Source organism: Pseudomonas sp. P1_C12 (assembly GCF_056406435.1).
The window spans coordinates 377,236-402,653 of record NZ_JBFUAE010000001.1 but is presented as its reverse complement, the minus strand read 5'-3'; the positions used below and the strand labels follow the sequence as shown (position 1 = coordinate 402,653).

Here is a 25,418-nt window from a genome sequence, read left to right as displayed (position 1 = left end):
GTGGCTAGGGTCTCGTGACGCATAAGCGGGGATATTTTCACGGCACTTCAAAGCAAGCCATTCAGAAATCGCTCTCGCGTTGCGCATCAAATACCGCAAGCCAACAGCTTTATAACAGGAAACATACTTGCCCTTTATCGGCACGAGAATTATAAGCCGCTGAGAGGCTGGGAAATTTTTAGTTAGGTGATTCCATCTCACGTATCACAAGCAACTCGGACGATGGTGACAAAGTGATCAAAGAACTGCATTTTGAACTAGAAGAATTTGGAATGCGCCTGTCTGCTGTCAGGCGCGAAATGGCTGCCAGAAATATTGACGTTCTATTGCTGTCCGAGCCCAGCAACCAGAACTATTTAACTGGATATAATGCATATTCCTTCTATACCCCCCAGATGGTTATTGTATCCCTAGATCATGATCAACCGATATGGGTGGGACGGTTCATGGATCGTATCTCGGCCGTCATGACTACGTATTTGGATGACGAAAACATTAGGGCATATCCAGATACTTATGTGCAGTCAAACACTCTTTCGCCCTACGCGTACATTGCCGATATTCTCAAGGAGATACGCAACGACCGAGCCCGTATCGGTGTCGAGATGGGCGGATACTACTACTCCGCACGCGCTCATTCCGACCTGACAAGAGCATTGCCACAGGCCCAGTTCATCGACGCGGATTTGCTGGTGGGTTGGATTCGTCTGGTAAAGAGCCCGGCGGAGGTAGCTGTCATGCGAGAAGCAGGCCGATTGGCTGATGTAGCAATGAAGCGTGTGGTCGAGATGGTCGAGGCCGGTGTTCGTGAATGCGACATCGCAGCTGTCATCTACTACCATCAAATTGCAGGACAGGTCTGTTTTGGTGGCGATTACCCAGCCTGTCCGCCGGATTTGTGCGTAGGCGAGCGGGCTATTGCCCCTCATGCGGCTTGGACGGACAGTCCCATTCAAGAAGGGGCGGTAGTCAATCTTGAGTTGTCAGGCGTCCGCCATCGTTACCAAGTAAACATGGCTCGCTCGATTTGCGTGGGTAAACCGACAGCCGCGTTCCAGAAGTTAGCAGATATTGCCGTCGAATCCTTGAACTCATGTCTTGAGAGTATCCGGCCTGGTCTAACCTGCTCTGATGTCGAGGCCGCATTCAGGAAAGCCCTGGCTCGTCACGGCATGGAAAAAGAGTCACGTGTGGGCTATCCCACTGGAATCAGCTTCCCCCCCGCTTCGGGTGAGCGGACTGCCAGCATTCGCAAGGGGGATGAAACCATCTTGCAAGCGGGAATGGTATTCCACCTTATGCCTGGTCTGTGGTTGGACACAATGGGCGTAACGATCACTCAGAGTTTCGCTGTGACAGAGACCGGCTTTGAGCCACTGACCAATACACCACGTCAACTATTTGTGAAATAGCAGGAGTGTCACTAATGTACTCGGCTGGTCACGCATTGGGCATCCTTGAACTAGATGAAGGCATCCTACCCGACAGCCCCAACGCGACACCTCGGGCTGGTTCGCTTTTAGATCCCGCCAGCTTTGGCAGACCGATTATCACCGAGATGGTTGAGGGAGCGACTGCAGAAGTCATCATCCGAGGCGAACCGGCCCTTGAGGCCAATTGTATTTCAGCGGCTCGACGATTGAGGGAGCGCGGTGCACAGGTCATAGTTGCTGATTGTGGCTTCTTCATTCGTCACCAAGCTGCGATCAGTGCCGTTGTAGATATCCCAGTCGCAACATCGAGCCTTCTCTTGATCCCTCTTTTGTTAAGGCTACTGCCGTCTTCCGCAAAGTTGGCAGTTATCACTGCCGATGCTAGATACTGCACGCAAGAAATTTTAGGCGTGGAGCACCCTGCAGACTTAGCTCGCGTGATAATTGGCGGCATCGAGGGTGGCATTTATGTGCGTAACACACTGGCCAGACCATTTATTCGAACCGATGTTGAGCAAATTGAGCTAGAAGTGCAAGCTTGCATTGACAAACTTCGTGCTGAACATCCTGAGATAGGTACCGTGCTTTTTGAGTGCACAGGGTTTCCATGCGTTGCTCCCGCGGTGCGGCGCACAACTGGCTTGCCAGTTTTCGACATTACCGATCTTTGCCGATTAACGCTAGCGTCACTCAGGACCTAAAGTCTTGAGATGATCGGCTTTGTGAAATATACGAAAAAAAGCTGTCGAGCAAACTGCTTTTCATAAGCAGCTTTAAAAATTAGGCAGGAGCGAAAATGAATACCGAGTTTATGAGATTTGAGTTGTCCGAATATAAAACGCGTCTGGATAAGGCACGGTTAGCGATGGAGCAGGCCGGGATAGATCTGCTTGTAGTGACCGATCCAGCCAATATGGGGTGGCTTACGGGCTACGAAGGCAACTCATTCTATGTGCCGCAGTGCGTCGTGGTCAGTAAAGACAAAGATCCATTGTGGTTTGGTCGAGGCCAGGATGCAAATGGCTGTAGACGCACAGCTTACATCGGCGAGGACCGGATCAAATCATACGCCGACCACTACGTGCAATCCGATCACCTGCATCCGATGACAGTTCTGGGCCAAATTATCATCGAAGAAGGTTATGGTGCCGCGACAATCGGTGTTGAAAAAGATAGTTATTATTTTTCTGCGGCAGGTTTTGAAGCACTGACGGCAACGCTTCCTAATGCTCGCTTCAAAAATGCCATGCGATTAATCAACTGGCTGCGAATTGTCAAATCACCGCGCGAAATCGAGTATATGCGAGGGGCAGGCAAGATCGTCGAAGCGATGTACGAACGAGTTACTGAAGTGTTACGCCCAGGTGTTAAACAGTCAGATGTCATCGCTGAACTGTCGTATGTAGGCACTCGCGGAGTCGACGGCTTTTGGGGAGATTACCCTGCTGCCGTTCCGAACCTTGGAGCAGGAGCAGATGCGTCGGCGCCTCATCTCACTTGGACAGATAAGCCCATTCGGGCCAATGAAAGTATCTTTTTCGAGCTCGCCGGCGTTCATAAGCGCTATCACTGCCCCTTGTCGCGTACCTACTATTTGGGCAAGCCAACGACTCACATGCTAGATGCCGAAAAGGCTGTCCTTGAAGGCATGGAGGCCAGCCTCGAGAAGGCTATTGCGGGCAATCTCTGTGAGGATATTTCTCAGGCGTATGGGCGGGTCTTGGCCAAACACGGTCTAGAAAAGTCCAACAGGGCCGGTTATTCGATTGGGATGGGTTACCCCCCTGCATGGGGTGAAAACTCTGCGAGCTTCCGTGATGGCGATAAAACGGTGCTGCAGCCAGGGATGACGTTCCACCTGATGTCAGGCTTGTGGTACGACGATTGGGGCATTGAAATCACCGAGAGCTTTTTGGTGACCGAGGATGGTGTGGAGTTCCTCTCGAAAGTACCCCGACAGCTTATTGTGATCGACTAAGATTGTCAGTCGCCTCAGCCATTGAACTATTGATGCTGATGATCCCGCTCGCGATTCCCCTGGCGTTCTGGGCCTCGATCTTGAAAGCTCGGAGCTCAGGGGATCGCGTGTAAATAAGCTTGCGCCCGCCCCCCGGATTTCCGGGTGGGCGGAAGGACAACTTAGTGCTCAATAAGGACACGCAGCGACTGTGGAGGGAGACGTAGCGAGTGATGATATGGGGCACGCTTGTGCTAGACGTTGGTATGAGTTCAAAGCATCGCTTGGATCAGATTATTGTCGCACATTGCAGCTACTCATGTGGCCATGAAAGATTGACGAATCGTTTGAGTCTGCAGACTTAGTTTGTCGCACCACTGCTGAATAGCTAGCACCTGCGCGCTTAAAACATGCCGCTACCGTAAAAACTATCCTTTTATCGGCTTTCTGTGAATAATCTTTTTCGCGTTAATGAATCTTTTGTTGCACCAGTGTTCAGGCAGGCGAAATAAAGAGCAATTCGCCAACAGCCAGTCTACTACTATTGCAATCCCTCTTGGGCTGCGATCGCAGCCGTTTAGTGTCTACTTAGCTTCGCTGGAAGAATCGCGTACCGTTACTATTATTTGCGAATATAGTGCTTGTTCGTGCCAATTTTCTAAGGTGGCAGCCCCTTGAGGCGCGTGTAATCTGCATTGATTCAAAATTTCGCGCCGAAAAAATGCGCAGCATGCATGAAAAACATGAAAATTTTACTATTATATGAGCAATAATTAGCCAGTATGGATTTCTCTCGAATAGCCTAATAGCTCATTCTATTGAGCAATTTGCACAAGCGAAAAAGGTATAACAAATGACTTTAGAAAGCGCTGTAGAGCTTGCCCCGCTAGTATTTTCCGACTCATACGCTGAATCCCGGCGAAAGTTTTTGAGTGCGACGCCTAACGCTATTCCTTACCCCTGCGGTGCAAAAGGACCAGCAGGCGAGGATCTCTATACTGACGTCGCCTATTTCGGTTCTAATACGGCAAAAAATCTTTTGGTTTTAGTCTCTGGAACTCATGGTGCAGAAGGTTATTGTGGGTCCGCCGGTCAAAACGTCTTCATTGCTTCCAGATTGCATGAACAGCTTCCTGATAATACGGCCGTCCTAATTATCCATGCACTCAATTGCTACGGATTTGCCTGGGATCGTATCGTCACAGCGGAAGGCATAGATCTCAATCGAAACTTCATCGATTTTACGCTCCCATTACCAGATAGTTCTGCATACGAAGAGTTGGCTAATTATATTGTCCCTGTCGATATTAGTGCAGAGGGGGTAGCTTTAGCAGAAGATGCTGTGGCAGAATTTTGTTCAAAACATGGCAGACGGAAGTTTCAGCAGGCTCGCAGTTCTGGGCAATTTACGAGGCCCGGCGGCATGTCCTATGGAGGCCAAGCCCCGTCCGAAGCACGACAAACCCTAGAAAGAATTGCAACCGACTTCGATGTTGCATCTAGGGAGCGTGTAATTATCATCGATTACCACACAGGCTTGGGTCCGTATGGTTACGGCGAGCTACAATGCGAGCAAGTTTCAGGGATCGCAGGATATGAGCGCGCCACCGACATTTTTGGCGTTTCCGCCACCTCCCCTGATGTCGGTACATCTACCTCCGTTCCGCTGCACGGGTCGCAGGATGAATTTTGGGAGCGGCTCCTAGGTTCTCGACATACTTATGTCTGCTTAGAATTTGGTACCTGTGACATCGATACAGTACGCAAGGCACAGCGCGATGACCTATGGCTATACAAGTATCGTCCTGAGGAGATTGACGCGCCATTAGGGCGCAAAATTCGCCAGGCGACCAAGCATTGTTTCTATCCTCAGAAAATAGATTGGAAGGAAATGGTTGTTTGGCGAGCACACCAAGTACATAGGCAGGCTTTAGAGGCACTGAGTTCTCCGATTTAGTGCTATGTTGAAGCCACGAAGTACGAGAATCTTCAGGCTGTCTGATAGATAGAGGGCCTAAGATAAAGGCGAACGCCCCGATTGCTCAAGAGTTGACATTTCTGAAAAATAGAATAGAAAACCTATTTGCCGTCGGGGCTACATATTTGCGGTGCAATTAATGTGTAACAGATCGACTTCGTCGCAAGCAACAACTAGGTGAAGCACTACACCCCGGCCTTGAATCACATATCTGTTGTTCGCTCCAGGTTCCTAAAGGGAACGGCTGCTTTCTGCAGACGCTGTTTTACGCATTTTTAAAAACTTTCGTGGCTATGTAATCAGCGCCCCCAGTTTATTATCCCTCCAAATCTACAGGATCTTTCAGTCCAACCGGGTCTTTCGTGAGCGCTCCATAGACCCCACATTCAAAGCGCTTAGCTGATTCCGGATGCTGTGCTCCCGATTCCCTCAGGAGCCAGCTCGCCATGATGCGACCCAATGCCAAAGTCGAAAAAGTGTATCTGTACCCCAAGCCGGTCAGCTTCCAAAAAACCATCGACGGCTTGGCTGCGCTAGTCGAGCTGGATATTAAAGTCGCAGTATTTGACCCCGTGCTTTTCGTTTTCCTCAACAAGCCTCGCAATCGGAAGATTTTATGTTGGGAGCGCAACGGCTTCTGCCTTTGGCTCAAGCGCCTTGAGTCCGAACGATTCAAAACATCGCCTGGCGCCACCGACGAGGCGATCGTTCTGACCGTCCAGGAACTTACAGGTGTTGAAAGAGCCTGACCGAGACCCAAGCAGCCAGTCCTGGATGTGGGTGCAAACCGGCGGCCCGCCAGATAAACCAGTGATCCTTTTTGACTACTCCACCAGCCGCGCGCAGGAGGTGCCGACACGCCTGCTCAATGGCTATCGTGAACGCAAGTGAACTGACTGATGAAGCGACGAATCTCCACTGGTGTCAAAACGGGCTTGTGTAGCCGGGCCCCGAGAAGTGCAGAGGACACCTGTCTACCGACTGCACGGCACCCGTTTTAAGGCAGCAAGAACCTGAGCCAGGTCATTTTGGGAGGCGTGAGAATCTATCCTCGGCACGTATCGTGGGGATAGGGACGGACTCACCCGTAGTTGTGATGAAAGACCTGTAATGGGGCTGGAGCGAAGGGGTGGGGATCACATTCGTTGTGCGGGACACAACTCAAACGAGGATGACGTTTTAGTGCAGCGAAAAGCATTCGAGATACCGAAGCCGCTGGTGTGGATGGCGTATCAGGATGTCCGCCGCAACCAGGGCTCGACTGAGAGGGCTAGGAGTGGGAACACAACATCGAGCTGCAGTACATCGTCCAAGATGGACCGCTGACGAACCTCGGCATCTGTGGCGCAACGCAAGCGATCGTTCCGACTTCGACCGTGGCACTGGCGAAAATCGTCTCCTCATTAGTTACGGCATTTCCTTGAAGTAAACAGGCAAGGGCTCCATGGGACTGGCCAGACTTCCAAAACGCTCGACGGGGATAGGTTGGTGGGGGCATCGGCGATGAAAATTGTCTCCCGCCGCGAAGCTTGATTTTACTCGCATTGACCTCCGGATCAACCGTGACATGCAGCCAAGCAATTGAGTCGAAACTCGCTGAAGCCGAAGACCGCTAGGACGCTTTATCGCAACTCTTAGCATTAACCTACTAAGTAATTATGCGTTATAGCTAAGAAAAACGCATTTTTACTTCACTCATATAGTTTTTTTTACGGATTATGACTTTGCTTTGCAGCTAAAGTTTTGCAGCGGCGAGGCGCAACATATCAAGCTATCCCGCCAAACAAAAATAAAAAACAAAAAGGAGACGCAAATGAAAGTTAAGAATTTTCAGTCAGACAATGTCGGCACTGCGATTATTCTGAAGGCAGCTTTTGCAGTGGGCATTGTTCTGTGACGACGATAGCGGAAATGCCCGTATAGATTTATCCGGGCATTTTCTTCATGACCTGGATTCGGATGCATGTATTAGACACGCTCTAAGCGAATCTTCCGATCCTTCCTTTGGCCTGCTTTAGCTCAACATTCAATTTTGCAACTTATATGCAAAGCCTTCAGCTAATAAATACTAGGCTTGCAACCGAATACGATGTGACCTCGAGCTGGCCAACTTCAAAAAACCGGAGAACAACAAAAATGAAAAAAAATCGAGATGTTCATGGAACACCCGGGAAAATCAGCTCCGATCGACTAACAAGAAAGGGAATGATGCGGCGACTCGTAGCGCCGTTATTGGTGTCTTTCACGGCGGCGCTATTGGTACCTTACGCGGTGGCGGGATGTGTTGGGGGCGACGTTGAGCAGCACAACGGGGAGTTGCTTCGAGCGAAGGCGCACTCACTCATTTCCGCAATCACTAGCGGACCCGATGCGGCTCTCGGAGCTGCCGTGTATGTCGAAGCACCTAAATTTTGTATGGAGTACGGCGAGGTGGCCGGCATGACAGAACAGGGTGGACATGAGCTATTGACAACTAATCATCCAGTTGTCGTTTCAAGTGTTACGAAACCCTTCGTGGCCGCTGCAATATTGCGGTTGTGGGAGAGCGGAAAAATCGAACTGGATCAGTCGATTGGTTCTTATATTACTCCGACGCAGGTAAAAATTCTTACGGATGGCGGCTACGATGTTAATGCTATCACCGTCCGGCAACTCCTATCGCATACTGCCGGACTTTTGGATGTGTTCGATACACGCGCCTACGCTGAGATTGAGCAAAGACTGATGTCTGGCGAGCTCAAGCATCGGTTCACTGTGGATGAGCAACTTAAGATGGCGATGGAGGGCGGACCGCGTTTTGCGCCAGGAGAGAGGTTTGAGTACTCCGACACCGGCTATATTCTGCTCGGCGCGATCCTTGAGAAGGCAACAGGCCAATCCATGGCGGAGGCAACGCGCAAGCTTGTCGATTTCAAACGTCTTGGGCTTGTCGACACTTGGTGGGAAGTGCTTGAAACGAAGCCCGAAGGCGTGCTACCGCGGGCGCATCAATACCGTTATAGCCTGTACACTGACCCTAAAGCGTCGAAAGCCAACGGCTGGGACATCTATGACACTACTCCGTTTGATCTGTTCGGCGGTGGGGGGATGGTGTCGACCACAAAGGACCTCTCAAAGTTTTTCTACGCTTTGTTTAACGGGCAAGTTTTCAAGAAGGCAGAAACGATCAATCTCATGACATCCGTCTTCAATACGGCTACTCCCCGAGATCCGGGGGCGGAGCTCTATGGTCATGGCGTGCGGATCATGAAAGTCGGAGATATTACCGTGTATGTGCATGGTGGCGCGTGGGGGGCATATGTAGCATACGCGCCGACATTGAATATGTCTGTTAGCGTCATTGGTTTGAAAAAAGACTCTTTAGACAAATACCGCGCCGCTACCCTCGAGCTGATTTCGGAAGCGGCGAAACTCAGGTGAGCGAGCTGTCGGGATTGATGCATTATTTGGTACTTGCTCAGAAAGATACGCCGGGCGGAGGTTTTATGATCGCACCCGCCCGGGGTGCGATTACTGACCGGTGTACTGCAGTTGGTTCCTGATCAGTTCTACCGACTCGGCTGGCTCAGGCCCGCGGCCTTGAAGATGGCGTGGGCCTGAGCTTCGTACCGAAACGCCCTGAAGCGCTTCGCAAACGGGGCCTGCGGGGCGGTAGTCTGCTGAGACTTGATTTCGTGGTCGATCTCTACGACGCAATCAGTATTGAGTACGCAGTTCCTGTCGGGGGGGATGTCGAAGCATAGTGGGCTCACCGCGACTTGTCATTGCTGATGGCTCTGAACCTTGTTGACACCATGAAAGAAGGTGCCCCAGCCTAGAATATCCTGACTTATGGTGCGTGGTGGGTAATGCTACTGCCATACTCTGCATCTAATCATGGGGGAGATAAGCAAAGACCCCCTGGGGCTTGGCAAACTGTTTCTGCTGATCGGAAGAGCTGGGCGCTTACGTCGGTCTCTGTACATGACCATGCCGGTGAAGTGGTCGTCGGGGCAATCGATAAAGGGGCAAATAGACCAATCAGCGGGGTAAAAAAAACGGCCCCCATGGCACCTTGACGGACCCAATCCGCCGGGGGGGGGGGTCAGAGGGAGGTGTTCAGCTCGCTGATAAGGGTTTCGCGGTATTTGAGGGCGGACACCGAGGATTCGCCCAGATTGCTGGCGACGGCACTCAGCAGGCCTTGGGCCAATAACATAAACGCACACATGCTGTTACTGAAAAACAGACTGTGGTTGGGCACATAGAAACTGTACAGAGCAACCTTCGCCAGGGGGGAACTGGCGGAATCCGTTAGGGCAATCACCTTTATTGCATGCTTCGCTGCAACTTCCGCGGTCGCCAGCACACTGGGCGTGTAGGGGAAGCAACTGGACACTACCAGCAGGTCTCCTTCGTCCATCTGCGCCAAGGCATCTGCAACGCCTTGGCGGCTGTTGTCCAGGGTCGAGACATCCGGGCGCAGCATACCCAGACCGTAGGACATGAACATTGCTAGGGAATTGAACTGGCGCATGCCATGGATTCGAACCCGGCGGGCACTGGACAGCAGCTCCACCGTTTGCACGAACACTGCCGGGTCAACCTGCTCGATCATGCTGGCGATGTTCGCGCTTTCCTGACGACCCAGGCGGGTCAGCTGATTCATGTTATCCATGTCACCAGTGCTCACCACTAGTCGCGAAGCCTGATCGCTGTAGAAGTGTTTGCCCTCAGTCATTTCTCGACGAAACACATCCTGCAGCTTGCTGAATCCGCCATAGCCCAGACGCTGGGCCAACCGGGACAACGTCGATGCGTTGACTGCCAATTGTTGCGCCAATTCGCTGATGGACGACACGGCTGTCCGTTGTGGTGATTCTATCAGCGCCATCAGCACCCGCCTTGAGCTGCTACCCAATGCAATGTCCACCTCGCGTCGCTCGATGGAATCCAGCAGCTGTTTCAACCCGGTGATGGTATCGGGCAGGGGGGGCGGGGTGTTCGTCATTTGGACAGTCCATTCACGATAAGAGAAAGGCATCAGGAGGCGTTATGCACTAACCCGATGCTTTTCGGCAAGGTACACAGGCATTTGCAGATGCCGCAATAGAAAAGTGCTTTTGTGTCGTCCAACATGACCGGCGCCGCATGAAGCTCTTGCCCCTTGGAGCCAGATCTGGACTTTCCTGCCAGTAGGGCGAGGAATAATGAGCAAATAATAATTGCATATTATTTAAATGCATTTATTATTTGCATAAAGCACCGGAGGGAAACATGAGCCACGTATTTCACCGCAGCCTCACGCAACATTACCCTGTCGCCGTCAAGGGCGATGGCCCTTACATTATCGACAGTGCTGGGCGTCGCTATCTGGATGCCAGTGGCGGGGCGGCCGTCTCGTGCCTTGGCCACAGCGATCCTCAGGTGATCGATGCGATCCGCCAGCAGGTCGGACAGTTGGCTTACGCTCACACCTCATTCTTTACCACCGAGGTCATGGAGGAGTTGGCCGATTTTCTGGTGTCTCGTGCGCCGCAGGGTATTGACTCGGTGTATTTCGTCTCGGGCGGTTCGGAGGCAGTGGAGGCAGCACTTAAACTGGCCCGGCAATACTTCGTCGAAATCGGTCAGCCGCAACGCAAGCATCTGATTGCGCGCCGTCAGAGTTACCACGGCAACACCCTTGGCGCTCTGGCCACAGGCGGCAATGAGTGGCGTCGAAAACAGTTCGAACCGCTGTTGATCAATGTCAGCCATGTTAGTCCTTGCTATGCCTACCGCGAGCAGTGCGAAGGCGAAACACAGCAAGCAATGGGCCTGCGTCTGGCGGCGGAATTGGAGGCGGAAATTCTCCGTTTGGGCGCCGAAAATGTCATGGCGTTTGTCGCGGAACCGGTCGTTGGGGCGACGCTGGGTGCAGTGACGGCGGTACCCGGTTACTTCAAGGCGATTCGCGAAGTGTGTGACCGCTATGGGGTTCTATTGATTCTCGACGAAGTGATGTGCGGCATGGGCCGGACCGGGACATTGTTCGCTGCCGAACAGGAAGGGATCAGCGCCGACCTGATTACCGTTGCCAAAGGACTGGGCGCCGGTTACCAACCGATAGGTGCGACCCTGGTGAGCAAGAAAATCCGCGACGCCATCGCCAATGGCTCTGGATTTTTCCAGCACGGACACACGTATATCGGCCATGCCACGGCGTGCGCGGCGGCACTCGCAGTGCAGAAAACTATAGAGGAACGCGGTTTGCTGGCGCGGGTCAATGTACTAGGTCGGGGATTGCAGGATCGCCTGATCGAGTTACTGGGCACTCATCCGAACGTAGGCGATATTCGCGGTCGCGGTTTGTTTCAGGGGGTGGAGTTGGTGGCCGATCGGACAAGCAAAAAACCGTTTGATCCGTCGCTCAAGCTACACGCGAAAATCAAAAAAACCGCCATGGCAGAAGGACTGATGTGCTATCCAATGGGCGGAACTGTCAATGGTCAGTATGGCGACCACATCCTGCTGGCACCGCCATTTATTCTCGAGGACAGTCATTTGGATGAGATCGCCAGCAAACTGGTGAATGCCATTCGCCTCACACTCAAGGACCTTTAAGGAGTTTGGCCGATGTTCGTTCAATCGCGTCTCACTGCACTTGCCGACGATCAGATCAATGATGCTCAGCGGGCGGTACTCACGGAGATTCTCAGTGGCCCTCGAGGCAACCTCGATGGTCCATTCCTTGCCTGGATTCATAGTCCGGAACTGGCCAGCCATGCTCAGCGACTGGGTGCGTTTTGTCGCTACAGCACGCGCCTGGAATTACGTCTGACCGAGTTGGCCATTTTGTTCACCGCTAGTTGGTGGCAGTCCCAGGCCGAATGGCAGATCCACGAACCTATCGCTCGCCAGGCGGGTGTCACCGATGCGGTCATTGAAGCACTACGACATCAAGCCGAGCCTGATTTTGAGCGGGAAGACGAACGTGTGGTCTACCGCGTCGCCAAAGCGTTGTATCAGGATCGTCGTGTGAATGATGCGCTGTATGCGCAGGCCATCGAAACCTTTAACGAGCCAGCGGTCGTCGAGTTGGTCGGGGTGTTGGGTTACTACGCATTGGTGGCAATGACCCTGAACGTGTTTGCGGTGCGCCGCGGCACCGATGTGCCATTGCCGTTCCCGGAGCCTTGATTCACGGTAATCTAGGAGCGCAATCTCCCAGTCCGTTTGTGGCTAAGCTGCGTTCGTCGACTTTGGCGAATGCACAGGCGATGGCTACATTTTAAGGGGGGTAAGCGTTCGGCGGTGTTCGCGTAGCTGCGTATGTTTAAAGAGATTACATCTGAGGCGCGTTGGGTCTCTGATTTGCGGGCACGTTCAAGGCATCGTATTTCGTCTTTAGTCTATTAGTCGACCCTGGTGTTTAGCTCGTTCATTGTTCTTGGGTTATAAGTGTCCGGCCAGGCTTAGCCTGGAGGCAGTAGCGTCAGCCGTGCTGATCTTGCCCGCGTCAATTTGATACATTTGTATTCCTAGCCGAGTTTGAATGACGGCAGCCCAAGACCAGGTGTTGAACATTAAGAACTGCGCCCCGCGCTACCAGCGATCACTTTAACTTGGCCGGCTGAAATGCGTGTTCATCTCTGCACTCAGCTTGAATTATCACTAGGGGCCACTGGATGATATTTATCGCCAAAATCTATTCGGCCCTGCGTATTGCGGCACACCTTTACACTGCCAATTTATAGGAGGTCTAAATGCTTGTGCTTACGGACATGCAGCGCGCATACCTTAAAAAAATACGAGCCCTTAGCGCAGACCTTCAGGGCAACGAAGTATTTGCTGGCCTGACGCTCGAGGAGTCAATGCGGTTCAATTGCTTGAGTGAGTCGCTTTTGGGGCAGGATCATCGCACGCAGGAAGATGTGGACGAGTATCTCGCCCTCCACCAAAAGCACGAGCGTGATCGACTATCAAGTGATAGGCGCAGTGATAGAGGCGCAGCAAAACAGATCGTTACTACACAAAAGAACTGAATATCAGCCTTGCCACAGTCAAGCATCACTGAAACAAAGCTTTATCTGACCGGGAATACCCCACTATCCCGCTGTAGGGCGGGCTTTGACGTCCGCACCTGCTCCGCGCAAAATATCGTGCTCACCCAGCAAGCTGGCTACATCACAGGCCTTGTCCCACAAACCTAGCGAATGACCATGAAGTAGCAGATAAGCAATGCGCGGATGAGCTGGGACTGTTGCCGCTGACCGAAAACTGACCCAGCCAATCCCGTATATCTATTGTGAACGGCATCAGCATAGAGTTGACGCAGCCCGTCGTAACGATTTAGGCCGAGTTGCTCGGATAAACGCGTCGTTGTAGCGTGCTGGACGCCGACTAAAGGCGTCTGCTCACACATTGATGCCAGCGCCACGTAATTCTGATGTTCGATAATATAGCGCGCCAACCCCCTCAATGTTCGACGATATCAATGTCGCCAATTCGTTATGACGCAGCGTACTATCTTGCAGACCACGAATAAGGTTTACGTGGCGCAAGTATGACGGCTTGCGTTTGAGGCTTTTCTCCAAATGCGACAGGTCGGGGCCGAGGCCAGCATATAGGCTTTGCCCAACGGCGCACTCCTCACCCAAGTTAAACTATAGGTCGCAACACATAGTGCTGGCGCTATTGCCGTCCGCATAGCCGCAGGCGCTTTTGTGATCAGTTGGCGCGGTAGATCGACGACGTTATTGCTGTATTAGTACGGATGTTGCTGCCGTTCCCCCTTGTACCCCCGATCGTACCTCCAGTTCTGGTAATGCACGGTGTCTCAAGCATGTTTGCCTTGGGAAAAACCGATGCGCATAAAATAATCGATGTCACATATAAAAACGCAGTAATTATCCACTTGGCAGATGTTTATTGATGTTTGGCACTGTTTCAGATCAATAAACTGGTACCAACAACATTATGCTCAAGTGGTATCCATGAAAAATCTTGCCAAAAGTGCTCTGAGTCACCTTGCCCGCCCAGATCTCCTGGAAACACGTGCCTACATCAATGGAGAGTGGATTGATGTTGATTCTCGCCTAGCTGTTATCGACCCGGCCACCAATGAAAAAATCGCGGAAGTCGCCCATTGTGAAGTCATCTGGGTTGATCGCGCCGTTGAAGCAGCCGGTGCAGCATTCCCTGCCTGGCGCGATTTGCTACCAGTTCAGCGGGGACTAATTCTCCGTAAATGGGCGGCACTGACTCGCGAGCATGCCCAGGATTTGGCGGTGATCATGACCGCCGAACAAGGCAAGCCTCTTGCGGAGTCCTTGGGGGAAATCTCCTATGGTGCGGCGTTCTTGGATTGGTTCGCTGCTGAAGGCGAGCGTTGCTACGGAGAGACCATTCCAAGCCACTTGGCTGGTAGTCAGCTTCTGACGAAATTGCAGCCTATCGGAGTGACCGCCGCGATCACCCCTTGGAATTTCCCCAGCGCAATGATTACTCGTAAGGCGGGTGCTGCATTGGCGGCAGGTTGCACGATGATCGTGAAACCGGCGCCTGAGACGCCGCTATCGGCTCTGGCTCTGGCCAAGCTCGCGGAGGAGGCTGGTATTCCTGCCGGTGTATTCCAGGTCCTGACCGGTGACGCGATCGAGCACTCTGCTCGCCTGTTGCAGCGCGCTGAGGTACGTGGATTCAGTTTCACCGGGTCTACCGAGGTAGGGAAGCTGCTGCTGAAGCAGTCCGGTGACACAGTGAAAAAAGTGTCGCTCGAATTGGGCGGGCATGCGCCTTTCATCGTATTTGATGACGCGTCGATTGATGAGGCGGTTGCGGGCTGCATGGGTGCCAAATTCGCAACATCAGGGCAGGACTGTCTCGGTGCCAACCGCATTTATGTTCAGCGTGGCCATTACGAAAAATTCATCGAAGCCTTCGCTGCTGCTACCAACAAGTTGACGGTGGGGCATGGGCTTGAGAAAGGTGTCGATATCGGCCCAATGACTCGTCGTTCGGTCGCTATTAAGTGCCGCGACCATATTGAGAACGCTACCTCCTTAGGTGCGCGCATTGTGGTTGGTAGCGCGGCTATTCAGGGAAACTTTGTAACTCCAACCGTACTATCAGATGTCACCGACGAAATGGACATCGCATTCGAAGAAACCTTTGGGCCAGTGGCTGCGATTCTTCCTTTTGATACAGAGGAGGAGGTCCTCCGTCGCGCTAACAAAACCGAATTTGGCCTTGCAGCCTACGTTTATACCAATGATTTGCGTCGGGCACTTCGGTTATCTGATCGATTGGAGTACGGCATGGTCGCGCTCAACACTCCGAAGTTTACTGGTGCCCCCATTCCATTCGGCGGCTGGAAGCAATCCGGCCTGGGCCGAGAAGGTTCCAGACACGGCCTCGCTGAATACATGGAACTCAAATACGTCTGCTTCGGCAACTTGTGAGAACTGAGGAAACAATATGAATAAGCAAACACATGATTTGATTGCAGCTCAGGACCGTAATACCGTCCTGCACCCGTTTACCAATCTGAAAGATTTCGCCACTGGCAAACTGGGTGATCCCACCATCGTTGAGTCTGGTAAGGGCATCCGTATCACTGACTCCACCGGTCGTGAATACATTGATGGTTTTGCCGGCTTGTATTGCATGAACGTTGGTTACGGTCGTACTGAAGTGGCTGAGGCCATTTCTCGCCAGGCTCACAAGCTCGCCTACTACCATAGTTATGCTGCTCACACGACGGACGAGCTGGCTCGTCTGTCCGATCGCCTTGTACGCATGGCACCCGGCAAGATGAGCAAGGTGTTTTACGGCCTTTCGGGTTCGGACGCTAACGAAACTCAAGCCAAGCTGGTCTGGTACTACAACAACCTGCGTGGTCTGCCAAGGAAGAAAAAAATCATTACCCGTGATCGTGGCTATCACGGTTGCTCAGTAATTTCGGGCTCGATGACCGGGATGAGCTTCTACCACGATTACATGGACTTGCCTGTCACCGGCATCCTGCGTACCGGGGCTCCACACTATTACTGGGGGGCTGAAGCAGGCGAAACTGAAGAGCAGTTCTCCGCTCGTCGCGCACAGGAGCTGGAAGAGCTGATCTTGCGTGAAGATCCGGACACCATCGGTGCTTTCATTGCTGAACCCGTGCTGGGCACGGGTGGTATCACTCCACCACCTGCTGGCTATTGGGCTGCGATCCAGCCAGTCCTTAAGAAGTACGACATCCTTCTGATTGCTGACGAGGTGATCACAGGATTTGGTCGCACTGGCGCCATGTTTGGCTGCGATAAGTACGGCATCGAGCCAGACCTTATCACTGTCGCAAAAGGTTTGACTTCGGCATACGCCCCGCTGTCTGCAGCTATCGTCGGCGAGAAAGTGTACAAGGTAATGGAGGAGGGGGCTGATCGAGTCGGTGCGTTCTCTCACGGGTATACCTATTCTGGCCATCCAATTGGTGTCGCTGCGGCAAATGCTGTCCTGGACATCGTTGAGCAAGAAGATATCCCCGGCAACGCCGCTCGAGTAGGGGCTTATCTGCAGAACAACCTCAAGGAAGTGTTTGGTAGCCTGCCGATTGTTGGAGAGGTTCGTGGCGTAGGTTTGATGGCGGCACTAGAGTTTGTCGCGGATCCGGCTACTAAGAAGCGCTTCGATCCTGCCCTGAAAGTAGGTGCTCGTGTCTCTAAGGCTGCTCGTGATCTGAACCTGATTGCCCGGGCAATGCCTCATGGCGAGATCTTGGGTTTCGCTCCACCTCTGGTGACCACCGAAAAAGAAGTTGATCAGATTATTGATCTTGCCCATCAAGCGGTACAAAAAGTTATCAAAGAACTGACTGCTGAAGGCGCTCTGCGCTGATTCTTAAGGAGGCGCTGAACCATTTATCGGTTCGCGCCTTCCGCCATTTTTAAGCCGATGCCATCAGTCCACCGGGTTTGTTTAGTTGGCGGCGGCGGCATTGTTTTAAGTTCAAAAATATCCGTTAAATGAGGACTGCGTCCTCCCCCCCCCCTAGAGGTTTTGGGTCAGCTTTCAAATGTTGTTCTGGTACGAGCGCTGGGTAAAAGTTTTTAGACTTTTCAGTAGTTGGTAGTTGGAGTTACTGCGCCAGTAGTTCCTAACCTGGCAAGGCCAATAGTTCCATTTCTATGCCGTTTCCCCGAGTTGGCGCGCTAATAAAAACGCTAGTCTTTCGGCGAAGACGACGCGTCAATTGACCCGTCAGGGGATGTCGATTACCTGTGCTTTCGTTCAATTAAATTTGGTGAGTTGCCGCAATGATGCCGATAGGGCGCGCTGCCAAGGTACGTATTGCATCCCGAGCGTGGATAAAGAACCACCTGTGGTACAGAAACTGATTTGCGCTATGATTCGTGAAATAAATGATATTTCAACCGTTTGTAGCAATTGTGAATCAATCTCTCCTTGTTGTTTTGAGTTTCATTGCATTTACACGGAAATCATACTCCGGTAAATAACGCAGTGTCTTAGTTAATAGTCAGATAGACCTCCGTGAGCTGACAGAGGGCCGTGCCAGTGGCAGGCGTTTTACTACGATTTTCGAAAAGTGAAGCGAGACGAAGGGACCAATTTCCCAGCCTCAGCTATGGTTAGTGGTGTCGCAATTCCAATTGATTCAATATGGATGTTTTGACGCAGAAAAACAGCTGTTTATAACCGTTTTGCGCATTTTATGAGCAATATTATGGTCTAAACGCGGCGTTGCCCTAAAGATTGGTTTATGAGATCCTGAGCATGTATCGCGGCGTTTTCTGTTGATATTTTAGCTTTTGCCGCGTTATATGACGAATGCTGGAGGAAAAACTGCATGATTTCTTTGGATAGAATTGATGCGAGCATACTGGGCGTAGTCCAAAAAAATAATCGAATAACTTCCGAGGAGTTGGGCAACACTGTGGGCTTGTCTGCGACGGCATGCCAACGGCGACTGAAAGCGTTGCGAAAGGACGGTGTTATCGAAGGTGATGTGTCAATCGTGTCGCCTAAGGCAGTGGGGCGTCACGTCTTTATGTTGGTGCTTGTTTCTCTAGAGCGAGAGCGAGCCGATATCATTGATAAATTCAAAAAATCTATCCGTAACACTCCGGAGGTTATGACAGGTTACTACGTAACAGGAGACTCTGATTTCGTACTGGTTATAACCTCCAAGGATATGGAGGATTACGAACGATTCACCAGGCGATTCTTCTACGAGAATTCGGACATTAAAAGTTTCAAGACATTAGTAGTAATGGACAGGGTGAAGGCTGGATTTGAGCTTCCGATAGATGTCGAGTAGTTCAGCGCTCTAAGGGGGGTTGGTAAGCACCTTGTTTTATGGTTAGAAATTAGGTTTCTCGGTGCGTTGTCGGGATCAACAATTGATGCAAGTTTCCAACTGCTCCTGCGTTAATTTTGAGCATGAGCACAATGAGTGATCGGCGTGGGTGTCCGCGTCTCTGTCGCCGCGTACGCTGGAAAAGACAACATCGACTTGATTGGCGCGTGCTCGTAAGTTGAGGACAACACGGCACTCAGTCGATCGCCCAACAGGTTCCAGGCGCTTTTCTTCTCTTCGGCATAGTCGTGATGCAGGTAGTGGCGTCTCACTCGTGAATCCGCCAGTACATGATTTTGGCAGCGATCGATGACGTCCAGGCTGATACCCAAGGCCTGCATCATGGTTGCTCCCGTACGGCGTAGGTCATGCGGTGTCCATTCCCCATTCAAACCACCAGACAGCACCAGGGTGTCATCATGTCGGCGACGTGCTAACGGCTTGCGATTTTTGAAGCGTGATTGGCGGTCCCCAACCTGCTTGCTGACGACCTGGAGATCGACATGCCAATTATGATGCTTCGCGGAAGCACCATTGAGAGTGTCCTGTGAGCTGACGAAGCTTGCTGAAATAGTGGGTTGCAAACGCAGATAGGATCCGTTCCCTGCTGATCAAATCCGATGAGATCGGTGGTCTGCGACCCGTTTCTGGTCCAACCGGAGTTAGGTTCGCTGTCGTTCATGCGGTGCTCTACTGCGTTCCAGTCGTACCATTGGAAAAATCCACTCACCGAACGACCCTTCCGTGTCGATGACCGCACCCGAATTTTCCATGGCGATTACGCGGTGGAAACCGGTAGCAATGTTCAATACCGAGTCTGCTCGCAGACTGAGGGTACACATAGAGGTAGAAAATTTTTCGAACTCAAAATTTCCCTTTATTTTCAATAACAAAGAGAAAAGTTCGATTCCGGCTTCGCTGAAGTCAGGTCGCTGGCATCGGACTCGTAACTGCATTGGGTTCGTCTCGATACGTCCAGAAGCACCGCTAGCGTTTGCTGGCTGGCGCCTATGCGTTTGCGCTCCGTTCGAAGCCGACTACCGATTGAATCCATGAACTTATCCTGCTGTTATCGAGTCGTAGAGCTGCCTCAGGCGCTGAACCGCCGGGGCGATATCCGGCTCCTTGATGCCTCCGTACCCCAGCACCAGAAGATCATCATCGACGGTTACATCGAGCTGGTAGGAGCCCCTCAGGGTCAGGCCAAACTCCGGTGCACGACGAATCATTTCCCGGGCAATGCCTTTGGGGGTAACGGTGACTGCGAGGTGGATTCCCGCAGCGCCTGCGGAGAACTGAATCTTAGAGCCAAACTGCTGGAGCAGACTTCTCTGCAAGAGATTTCTTCTTCCAGCGTACACGGTCCGCATCTTCCGAATGTGACTCGCGAAGTGCCCCTCCTGGATGAAGTCCGCCATAGCTGCCTGGACGGGGAGGAGGCCTGGGCGATACAGCTGGGTCATCCCTTTGCTGAAGGCGTCAGCCAGGGGCTCAGGTACCACCAGGTAGCTCAAGCGCAGACCAGGGAAAGCCACCTTGCTGAAGGTCCCGAGATAGATAACTCGGTGCTTGGTATCGAGCCCCTGCAGTGATGGCAGAGGCTCGGTGTCGTAGCGAAACTCGCTGTCGTAGTCGTCCTCGAGGATCCAGATGTTCCGCGCATCGCTGAACGCAAGCCACTCCCGGCGGCGCTGCAGCGACATGATGTTGCCAGTGGGGTATTGATGCGATGGCGTGATGAACGCGAAGCGGGGATTAGCATCGTTGGCCAACTCAGGAAGGCAGGCCCCATCCGAGTCGATTGCAATGGGTTGAGTAGCGAGGCCGGCGGCTGAAAAGACGACTGGAGCTCCCCAGTGGCAAGGCGTCTCGATCAGCACGCTGTCACCCGGATCACTCAACAATTTTGCCACTAGGTCCAATGACTGGTGGGTGCCCATCGTGACGATGATCTGCTCGGATCTGCACTTCACCGCTCTGGATGCGTACAGGTAGGAGGCGAGCGCTTCACGAAGCCGGCGGTATCCTCCGTGCTCAACGTACCCGGTGAGCTCCATACGGTTTTTCCCGAAGTACCTGTTCTGCAGCCGTTTCCAGATGTGAAAGGGGAAGAGGTCTGCATCGGCTACACCAGGCACGAAGGCGCCACCTGCCTTGGCGAGGCCAGTGACCCTGGACGTTATCGCCAAGCCGCGGCGCGAAAGCAGAGCTGCTGTGTACTCGGCTTCCTATCAAGCTTCCCAACCAAGAAGTCGTGGATTCGCGCGCTCATAAACTGGACCCAAGCTCAGCAAGTATTTGCGCCTTAAAGGTAAGTCCAATAGCGAGCGATGTCAGCCCTGTATTTCAAAATCGGCCCGGAACTCGCGCTCATGCGCATCCTGGCCCCGGTAACCGGACCTCAGCCTGAACTGTCTTTAGGTTGTGCCGGCGCTTTTCGAAGGGGATCTAAAAGTGGACTTATAAGCTAGATAACTCTGGCTCTAATACTTCAGTCCAATCTGCATTATCGTCACTTCCGCTGCGCAGAGCAGCCGCTGATTCCGATGTTTATTCAGAGTGACGATCCGTGAAAACTCAAACCAATGCGCCGAATGATCATGTCCTCACCGCTGCTGTTCCGCAGGCCTCTGACGAGCAGGCACAGGCCGTGGCGTTGGAGCAGTTCGGTCTGCACTGCCAGGCACAACTGCTCGCCGGCGAACGTGACCTGAACTTCCATCTTCGCTGCCAGGATGGCCGTCAGTTCCTGCTGAAGGTTTCCAACTCAGCAGAGGACGTCAACGTAGCCGACTTCCAGAACAAGGCGCTTCTTCACGTCGAGCGCACGGACCCCACCCTGCCCGTATCGCGTGTTTATCCGAATCAGTCCGGCACCTATCAGATTCCGGTCGAACTGGGTGGACAACAGGTCCTGGTGCGCCTGCTCTCCTTCGTCGAGGGTGTACCGCTCAACAGGATCGAAGCTCCCAGCCAAATGCTGAGGGAGAACCTGGGCGTACACCTGGCTCGCTTGGGCATTGCCCTGCGCGGCTTCTTCCATCCGGCTGCCGGCCATGAGCTTCTGTGGGACATCAAGCACTGTTCGCGCATGGGCAGTTTGCTGGATCTGATTCCCGATCTCGAAGGCCGGAGCCTGGTAGCCCGGTTCCTCGAGAACTTCGAAACCTACGCGCTCCCACGTCTTCAAGGTCTCCGTGGTCAGGTCATTCACAACGACCTCAACTTCCACAACGTGATCGTTGAACGTGATCGTCCGGAGAACATCCGCAATATCCTTGACTTCGGCGACATGGTGCATGCGCCGCTGATAAACGATCTGGCCGTGGGCGCCTCCTACCAGTTGGGCGCTGGCGAGCACGTTCTATCCCAGGCGCTGCCCTTCATCGGTGCGTACAACAGCGTATGCCCGCTGGAAGAGGTTGAGCAGGAGATCCTCTTCGATCTCATTGCTGCACGCATGGTGATGACCGTCGCCATCACGAACTGGCGCGCGACGATGTATCCGGAAAACCGAGCGTACATCCTGCGCAATGCCCCATCCGCGTGGGTCGGCCTCCGTGGCTTCTCAAACATTCCCCGTGGACTCGCTCAAGAACAAATCGCTCGCATCTGCTCGAAGGAGGCAGTGGCATGACAATGGTTAATGGCTTCACGGCGACCGACGCCGAACATCTCTCCCAGGAAGAGCGCGGGCTCATCGCGCGCCGCGACCAGACCCTCGGCCCGGCATATCGCCTCTTCTACGAGCGTCCCCTGCACATCGTGAAGGGGGAGGGCGTGTGGCTCTACGACGCCGACGGCAAGCGCTACCTGGACGCCTACAACAACGTCGCATCGATCGGTCACTGCAACCCGCACGTGGTCAACGCGATCTGCGAGCAGGTGAAGGTGCTGAACACGCATACGCGCTATCTGCACGAGGGCATCCTGAACTATGCAGACAAACTGCTGGCGACGTTCCCTTCGTACTTGAATCACGTGATGTTCACCTGTACCGGCAGCGAAGCGAACGACCTGGCCTTGCGAATCGCCAAGCAGTACACCGGCGGTACTGGCGTGATCGTCACCGAACTCGCCTACCACGGCATCACTGACCTGGTGTCTGCTGTCTCTCCCTCGTTGGGAGCAGGCGTCGAGCTGGGCACGTTCGTCCGCAAAGTCCGCGCACCTGATGCCTACCGCCTAGGCGTCGAAAATGTTGCGCGGGTCTTCGCGGAGGATGTCCGCGCGGCCATCGATGACATGCGCGCCAATGGCATCAAGCCTGCGGCCATTCTCTTCGACGGCATTTTTGCCAGCGATGGCGTACTGTCCGACCCTGCCGGCTTTGCGAAGGATGCAATCGCCCTGGCGAAGCAGGAAGGCCTGCTGTACATCGCCGACGAAGTCCAATCCGGCTTCGGGCGCACTGGCTCCCATCTCTGGGGCTTCCAGCGCCACGGCGTCGAGCCCGATATCGTGACCATGGGTAAACCCATGGGCAATGGTCAGCCGATCGCCGCCGCGGTCATGCGCTCTGATGTCGTCGAAGAGTTCGGCCGTACCGCTCGCTACTTCAACACCTTCGGTGGCAACCCGGTGTCCTGTGCTGCGGCTAATGCCGTGTTGGACGTCATCCAGAACGAAGGACTGCTGCGCAACTGCGCGTCGGTCGGTGCTTACCTGAAGGCTGGAATCGAGGAGCTTGCCAAGCGTTACGAAGTCATCGGCGACGTTCGCGGCGCAGGCCTGTTCCTAGGGGTTGAGCTGGTTAGCGATCGCTCCACCAAACCCCCCGATGCCGACGCCACGCGCCAGGTGGTCAACGGGCTGCGTGAGCGCGGCGTGCTGATCAGTTCTGCCGGTCCGATGGAAAACATTCTGAAGGTTCGTCCTCAGCTGATCTTCCAGCGAGCGCAGGCGGACATCTTCATCGAAACCCTCGACAGCGTACTTGGCGATCTCAAGTAAGCGCTGCCAAGGCCGGAGTGGGGGCGCGAAATGTTCCCACTTCGCCTAGGAAATTTTGGTCACTGTCTAGTAACGGAGGTACGTGGTTGCTCCCCAGATAATTTGAATACGATCAACCGGGACAGTTAGGTTTCTGCAAGCAATTTTATTCGCTTCAGTGCCACCCAGATCTCTGTCGTAGCTGCCGTGAGAAAAATAGGTTTTCAACTCACAACAAGAGATCTTCCTGTCTTCAAAATCTACTTTTTGCTAATTAAAACAAATACTTGCAGCTTTATAGGAGCGCAGCAATGAACGCAAAAGTACTGGGTCTTGTGGCACTGAGTGGGTTGGCAATCGCGGGGAATGCGATGGCAGAGAGCGTCACCGTTATCTCGTACGGCGGGGCGAGTAAGGATGCTCAGATCACGGCTTTCTACAAGCCGTTCGAGAAGGAAGCCAGTACGGAAGTGATCGCCGGTGAGTGGAACGGTGAGATGGCCAAGGTGAAAGCCATGGTAGACACCAAGAGCGTGAACTGGGACATCCTAGACGTGGAGGACAACGATCTCGCGCGGGGTTGTGGCGATGGGCTGTTCGAGCAGCTCGACTACAAGCGTCTAGGGATCAAGGAGCCTCTGGTCAACGGCGCGCAGACCGAATGCGGCGTAGGTATTTTCGTTTGGTCGAATGTGCTTGCGTACAACGCTGACAAGCTCAAGGTCGCGCCCACTGGGTGGAAAGATTTCTGGGACCTGAAGAAGTTTCCTGGCAAGCGCAGTTTGCGCAAGTCTGCGCGCGGCGCCCTTGAATTCGCCCTCATGGCGGATGGCGTAGCTCCGGCTGATATTTACAAGGTGCTCTCCACGCCGGTGGGCGTCGATCGTGCCTTCAAGAAGCTGGATGAGATCAAGCCGAACATTCAGTGGTGGGAAGCTGGCGCTCAGCCGCCGCAGTACCTCATGTCCGGTGACGTAGTGATGAGCTCGTCCTATAACGGCCGCATCCACGTCGCTCAGCAGAACGGGGCCAATCTGAAGATCGTCTGGGACGGCAACCTCTACCAGTTCGATGAATGGGCCATTCCGAAAGGGACTCCCAATCTGGACGCGGCTTACAAATTCATTTCGTTTGCCATGCGGCCGGAACAACAGAAGCTGTACACCGAAAAAATGGCGTACGGCCCGACCAACACTGCAGTTGCGGCACTGCTCGATAAGAAGCTCGCCAGTGAGCTGCCGACGCATCCGGAAAACATGAAGAACGCGTTGCAAATGGACGTCGAATTCTGGACCGATAACGGCGAATCCCTGGAGCAACGCTTCATGTCCTGGGCCAGCAAGTAACCAGTGGCACCGAGTCACCGTGAGCTCCATCTCTTGGAAAAAAACAGTCGGTTCCATCGGAGGTGGATTCCAAGTACTGGGATGGAGCATTACGTCAAAATCTCTTCCAAAAATCACGTCCTATTCTGGAGTTAACGACCTCGAAGAGTTGGCTGCAAATGTTGACATGCTGATCAATGTGCTAACGCTGACTCCAGCCACACACGGAATTCTTAATCTCAGATTGTTCGAGTGCTTCAAACGTCCAGTACAGCTCATAAATATTGGGCGTGGTGCGCACCTGGTGGAAGCTGACCTGCTGTATGACCTGCACGCAGGACTGATTGCCGGGGCGATGTTGAACGTAGTTTCTGTCGAACCCTTATCCGCAGAAAGCCCCCCTTGGGATCCGACATTTTGATCACTCCGCACGTTGCCGGACTTTCAACTCCGAATAGTGCCTCCC

At 53.2% G+C, this 25,418-nt stretch carries 18 protein-coding genes and 3 pseudogenes; 18 read left to right on the top strand and 3 right to left on the bottom strand.

Features of this window, described 5'->3' with window-relative positions:
* The first annotated feature begins 233 nt into the window (after window positions 1-233).
* The 8 genes and pseudogenes from AC1D19_RS01895 to AC1D19_RS01860 form a co-directional block, all read left to right on the top strand.
* Window positions 234-1,412 (top strand): M24 family metallopeptidase, encoded by a 1,179-nt coding sequence (locus tag AC1D19_RS01895; RefSeq protein WP_477762161.1) that lies wholly within the window; start codon window positions 234-236, stop codon window positions 1,410-1,412.
* Between the two features lie 14 nt (window positions 1,413-1,426).
* Window positions 1,427-2,134 (top strand): aspartate/glutamate racemase family protein, encoded by a 708-nt coding sequence (locus tag AC1D19_RS01890; RefSeq protein WP_477762160.1) that lies wholly within the window; start codon window positions 1,427-1,429, stop codon window positions 2,132-2,134.
* Window positions 2,135-2,229: 95 nt separating this feature from the next.
* Window positions 2,230-3,411, top strand: coding sequence for a M24 family metallopeptidase (locus tag AC1D19_RS01885; protein WP_477762159.1), 1,182 nt, complete (start codon window positions 2,230-2,232; stop codon window positions 3,409-3,411).
* Between the two features lie 832 nt (window positions 3,412-4,243).
* Complete coding sequence (locus AC1D19_RS01880; protein WP_477762158.1) at window positions 4,244-5,347, top strand: DUF2817 domain-containing protein; 1,104 nt, start codon at window positions 4,244-4,246, stop codon at window positions 5,345-5,347.
* 467 nt (window positions 5,348-5,814) lie between these two features.
* The gene (gene tnpB / locus AC1D19_RS01875) at window positions 5,815-6,117 is read left to right on the top strand and encodes an IS66 family insertion sequence element accessory protein TnpB (RefSeq protein WP_477762157.1); all 303 of its coding nucleotides are present in this window, start codon (window positions 5,815-5,817) and stop codon (window positions 6,115-6,117) included.
* Window positions 6,095-6,247, top strand: a pseudogene (locus tag AC1D19_RS01870) (IS66 family transposase); the annotation flags it as partial. The gene tnpB and the pseudogene AC1D19_RS01870, both read left to right, overlap by 23 nt.
* 1,257 nt (window positions 6,248-7,504) lie before the next feature.
* Window positions 7,505-8,788, top strand: a complete 1,284-nt coding sequence (locus AC1D19_RS01865) for a serine hydrolase domain-containing protein (RefSeq protein ID WP_477762156.1) — start codon at window positions 7,505-7,507, stop codon at window positions 8,786-8,788.
* A gap of 188 nt (window positions 8,789-8,976) precedes the next feature.
* A pseudogene (locus AC1D19_RS01860) lies at window positions 8,977-9,183 on the top strand (hypothetical protein); the annotation flags it as partial.
* Window positions 9,184-9,452: 269 nt separating this feature from the next.
* Here the strand turns inward: AC1D19_RS01860 and AC1D19_RS01855 are convergent.
* Window positions 9,453-10,358 (bottom strand): MurR/RpiR family transcriptional regulator, encoded by a 906-nt coding sequence (locus AC1D19_RS01855; protein WP_477762155.1) that lies wholly within the window; start codon window positions 10,356-10,358, stop codon window positions 9,453-9,455.
* Window positions 10,359-10,624: 266 nt separating this feature from the next.
* Here AC1D19_RS01855 and AC1D19_RS01850 point away from each other — a divergent pair, with 266 nt between their 5' ends.
* The 6 genes from AC1D19_RS01850 (at window position 10,625) to AC1D19_RS01825 (ending at window position 18,656) form a co-directional block, all read left to right on the top strand.
* Window positions 10,625-11,953: an aspartate aminotransferase family protein gene (locus AC1D19_RS01850; RefSeq protein WP_477762154.1), complete on the top strand. Its 1,329-nt coding sequence runs from the start codon at window positions 10,625-10,627 to the stop codon at window positions 11,951-11,953.
* A 12-nt stretch (window positions 11,954-11,965) separates the two neighbouring features.
* On the top strand, window positions 11,966-12,529 hold the full coding sequence (locus tag AC1D19_RS01845; protein ID WP_477762153.1) for a carboxymuconolactone decarboxylase family protein: 564 nt from the start codon (window positions 11,966-11,968) through the stop codon (window positions 12,527-12,529).
* 566 nt (window positions 12,530-13,095) lie between these two features.
* Entirely contained in the window at window positions 13,096-13,374 is a 279-nt protein-coding gene (locus tag AC1D19_RS01840; protein WP_477762152.1) for a hypothetical protein, read from the top strand.
* Between the two features lie 951 nt (window positions 13,375-14,325).
* Window positions 14,326-15,792 (top strand): NAD-dependent succinate-semialdehyde dehydrogenase, encoded by a 1,467-nt coding sequence (locus tag AC1D19_RS01835; protein WP_477762151.1) that lies wholly within the window; start codon window positions 14,326-14,328, stop codon window positions 15,790-15,792.
* Between the two features lie 16 nt (window positions 15,793-15,808).
* Window positions 15,809-17,215 (top strand): aminotransferase, encoded by a 1,407-nt coding sequence (locus AC1D19_RS01830; RefSeq protein WP_477762150.1) that lies wholly within the window; start codon window positions 15,809-15,811, stop codon window positions 17,213-17,215.
* Between the two features lie 970 nt (window positions 17,216-18,185).
* The gene (locus AC1D19_RS01825) at window positions 18,186-18,656 is read left to right on the top strand and encodes an Lrp/AsnC family transcriptional regulator (protein ID WP_477762149.1); all 471 of its coding nucleotides are present in this window, start codon (window positions 18,186-18,188) and stop codon (window positions 18,654-18,656) included.
* A gap of 110 nt (window positions 18,657-18,766) precedes the next feature.
* On the opposite strand, the pseudogene AC1D19_RS01820 reads toward AC1D19_RS01825, so the two are convergent.
* Both AC1D19_RS01820 and AC1D19_RS01815 read right to left on the bottom strand, forming a co-directional pair.
* Window positions 18,767-19,289 (bottom strand): annotated as a pseudogene (locus tag AC1D19_RS01820) (site-specific integrase); the annotation flags it as partial.
* 464 nt (window positions 19,290-19,753) lie between these two features.
* Window positions 19,754-20,752, bottom strand: coding sequence for an aminotransferase-like domain-containing protein (locus AC1D19_RS01815; RefSeq protein WP_477762148.1), 999 nt, complete (start codon window positions 20,750-20,752; stop codon window positions 19,754-19,756).
* A gap of 512 nt (window positions 20,753-21,264) precedes the next feature.
* On the opposite strand from AC1D19_RS01815, the gene AC1D19_RS01810 reads away from it, so the two are divergent.
* From AC1D19_RS01810 to AC1D19_RS01795, 4 genes are all read left to right on the top strand, one after another.
* Window positions 21,265-22,332, top strand: coding sequence for a phosphotransferase (locus AC1D19_RS01810; protein ID WP_477762147.1), 1,068 nt, complete (start codon window positions 21,265-21,267; stop codon window positions 22,330-22,332).
* Window positions 22,329-23,648, top strand: coding sequence for an aspartate aminotransferase family protein (locus tag AC1D19_RS01805; RefSeq protein ID WP_477762146.1), 1,320 nt, complete (start codon window positions 22,329-22,331; stop codon window positions 23,646-23,648). The genes AC1D19_RS01810 and AC1D19_RS01805 overlap by 4 nt, the downstream gene beginning before the upstream one ends.
* 290 nt (window positions 23,649-23,938) lie before the next feature.
* Window positions 23,939-24,973: an ABC transporter substrate-binding protein gene (locus tag AC1D19_RS01800; protein WP_108217373.1), complete on the top strand. Its 1,035-nt coding sequence runs from the start codon at window positions 23,939-23,941 to the stop codon at window positions 24,971-24,973.
* Window positions 24,974-24,992: 19 nt separating this feature from the next.
* Window positions 24,993-25,373 (top strand): NAD(P)-dependent oxidoreductase, encoded by a 381-nt coding sequence (locus AC1D19_RS01795; RefSeq protein WP_477762145.1) that lies wholly within the window; start codon window positions 24,993-24,995, stop codon window positions 25,371-25,373.
* Window positions 25,374-25,418 lie beyond the last annotated feature (45 nt).

Coding starts and splice junctions, on each gene's coding strand:
- AC1D19_RS01890 (WP_477762160.1), top strand. CDS start 1,427: ATGTACTCGGCTGGTCACGCATTGGGCATCCTTGAACTAGATGAAGGC.
- AC1D19_RS01885 (WP_477762159.1), top strand. CDS start 2,230: ATGAATACCGAGTTTATGAGATTTGAGTTGTCCGAATATAAAACGCGT.
- AC1D19_RS01880 (WP_477762158.1), top strand. CDS start 4,244: ATGACTTTAGAAAGCGCTGTAGAGCTTGCCCCGCTAGTATTTTCCGAC.
- tnpB (WP_477762157.1), top strand. CDS start 5,815: ATGATGCGACCCAATGCCAAAGTCGAAAAAGTGTATCTGTACCCCAAG.
- AC1D19_RS01865 (WP_477762156.1), top strand. CDS start 7,505: ATGAAAAAAAATCGAGATGTTCATGGAACACCCGGGAAAATCAGCTCC.
- AC1D19_RS01855 (WP_477762155.1), bottom strand. CDS start 10,358: ATGACGAACACCCCGCCCCCCCTGCCCGATACCATCACCGGGTTGAAA.
- AC1D19_RS01850 (WP_477762154.1), top strand. CDS start 10,625: ATGAGCCACGTATTTCACCGCAGCCTCACGCAACATTACCCTGTCGCC.
- AC1D19_RS01845 (WP_477762153.1), top strand. CDS start 11,966: ATGTTCGTTCAATCGCGTCTCACTGCACTTGCCGACGATCAGATCAAT.
- AC1D19_RS01840 (WP_477762152.1), top strand. CDS start 13,096: ATGCTTGTGCTTACGGACATGCAGCGCGCATACCTTAAAAAAATACGA.
- AC1D19_RS01835 (WP_477762151.1), top strand. CDS start 14,326: ATGAAAAATCTTGCCAAAAGTGCTCTGAGTCACCTTGCCCGCCCAGAT.
- AC1D19_RS01830 (WP_477762150.1), top strand. CDS start 15,809: ATGAATAAGCAAACACATGATTTGATTGCAGCTCAGGACCGTAATACC.
- AC1D19_RS01825 (WP_477762149.1), top strand. CDS start 18,186: ATGATTTCTTTGGATAGAATTGATGCGAGCATACTGGGCGTAGTCCAA.
- AC1D19_RS01815 (WP_477762148.1), bottom strand. CDS start 20,752: ATGGAGCTCACCGGGTACGTTGAGCACGGAGGATACCGCCGGCTTCGT.
- AC1D19_RS01805 (WP_477762146.1), top strand. CDS start 22,329: ATGACAATGGTTAATGGCTTCACGGCGACCGACGCCGAACATCTCTCC.
- AC1D19_RS01800 (WP_108217373.1), top strand. CDS start 23,939: ATGAACGCAAAAGTACTGGGTCTTGTGGCACTGAGTGGGTTGGCAATC.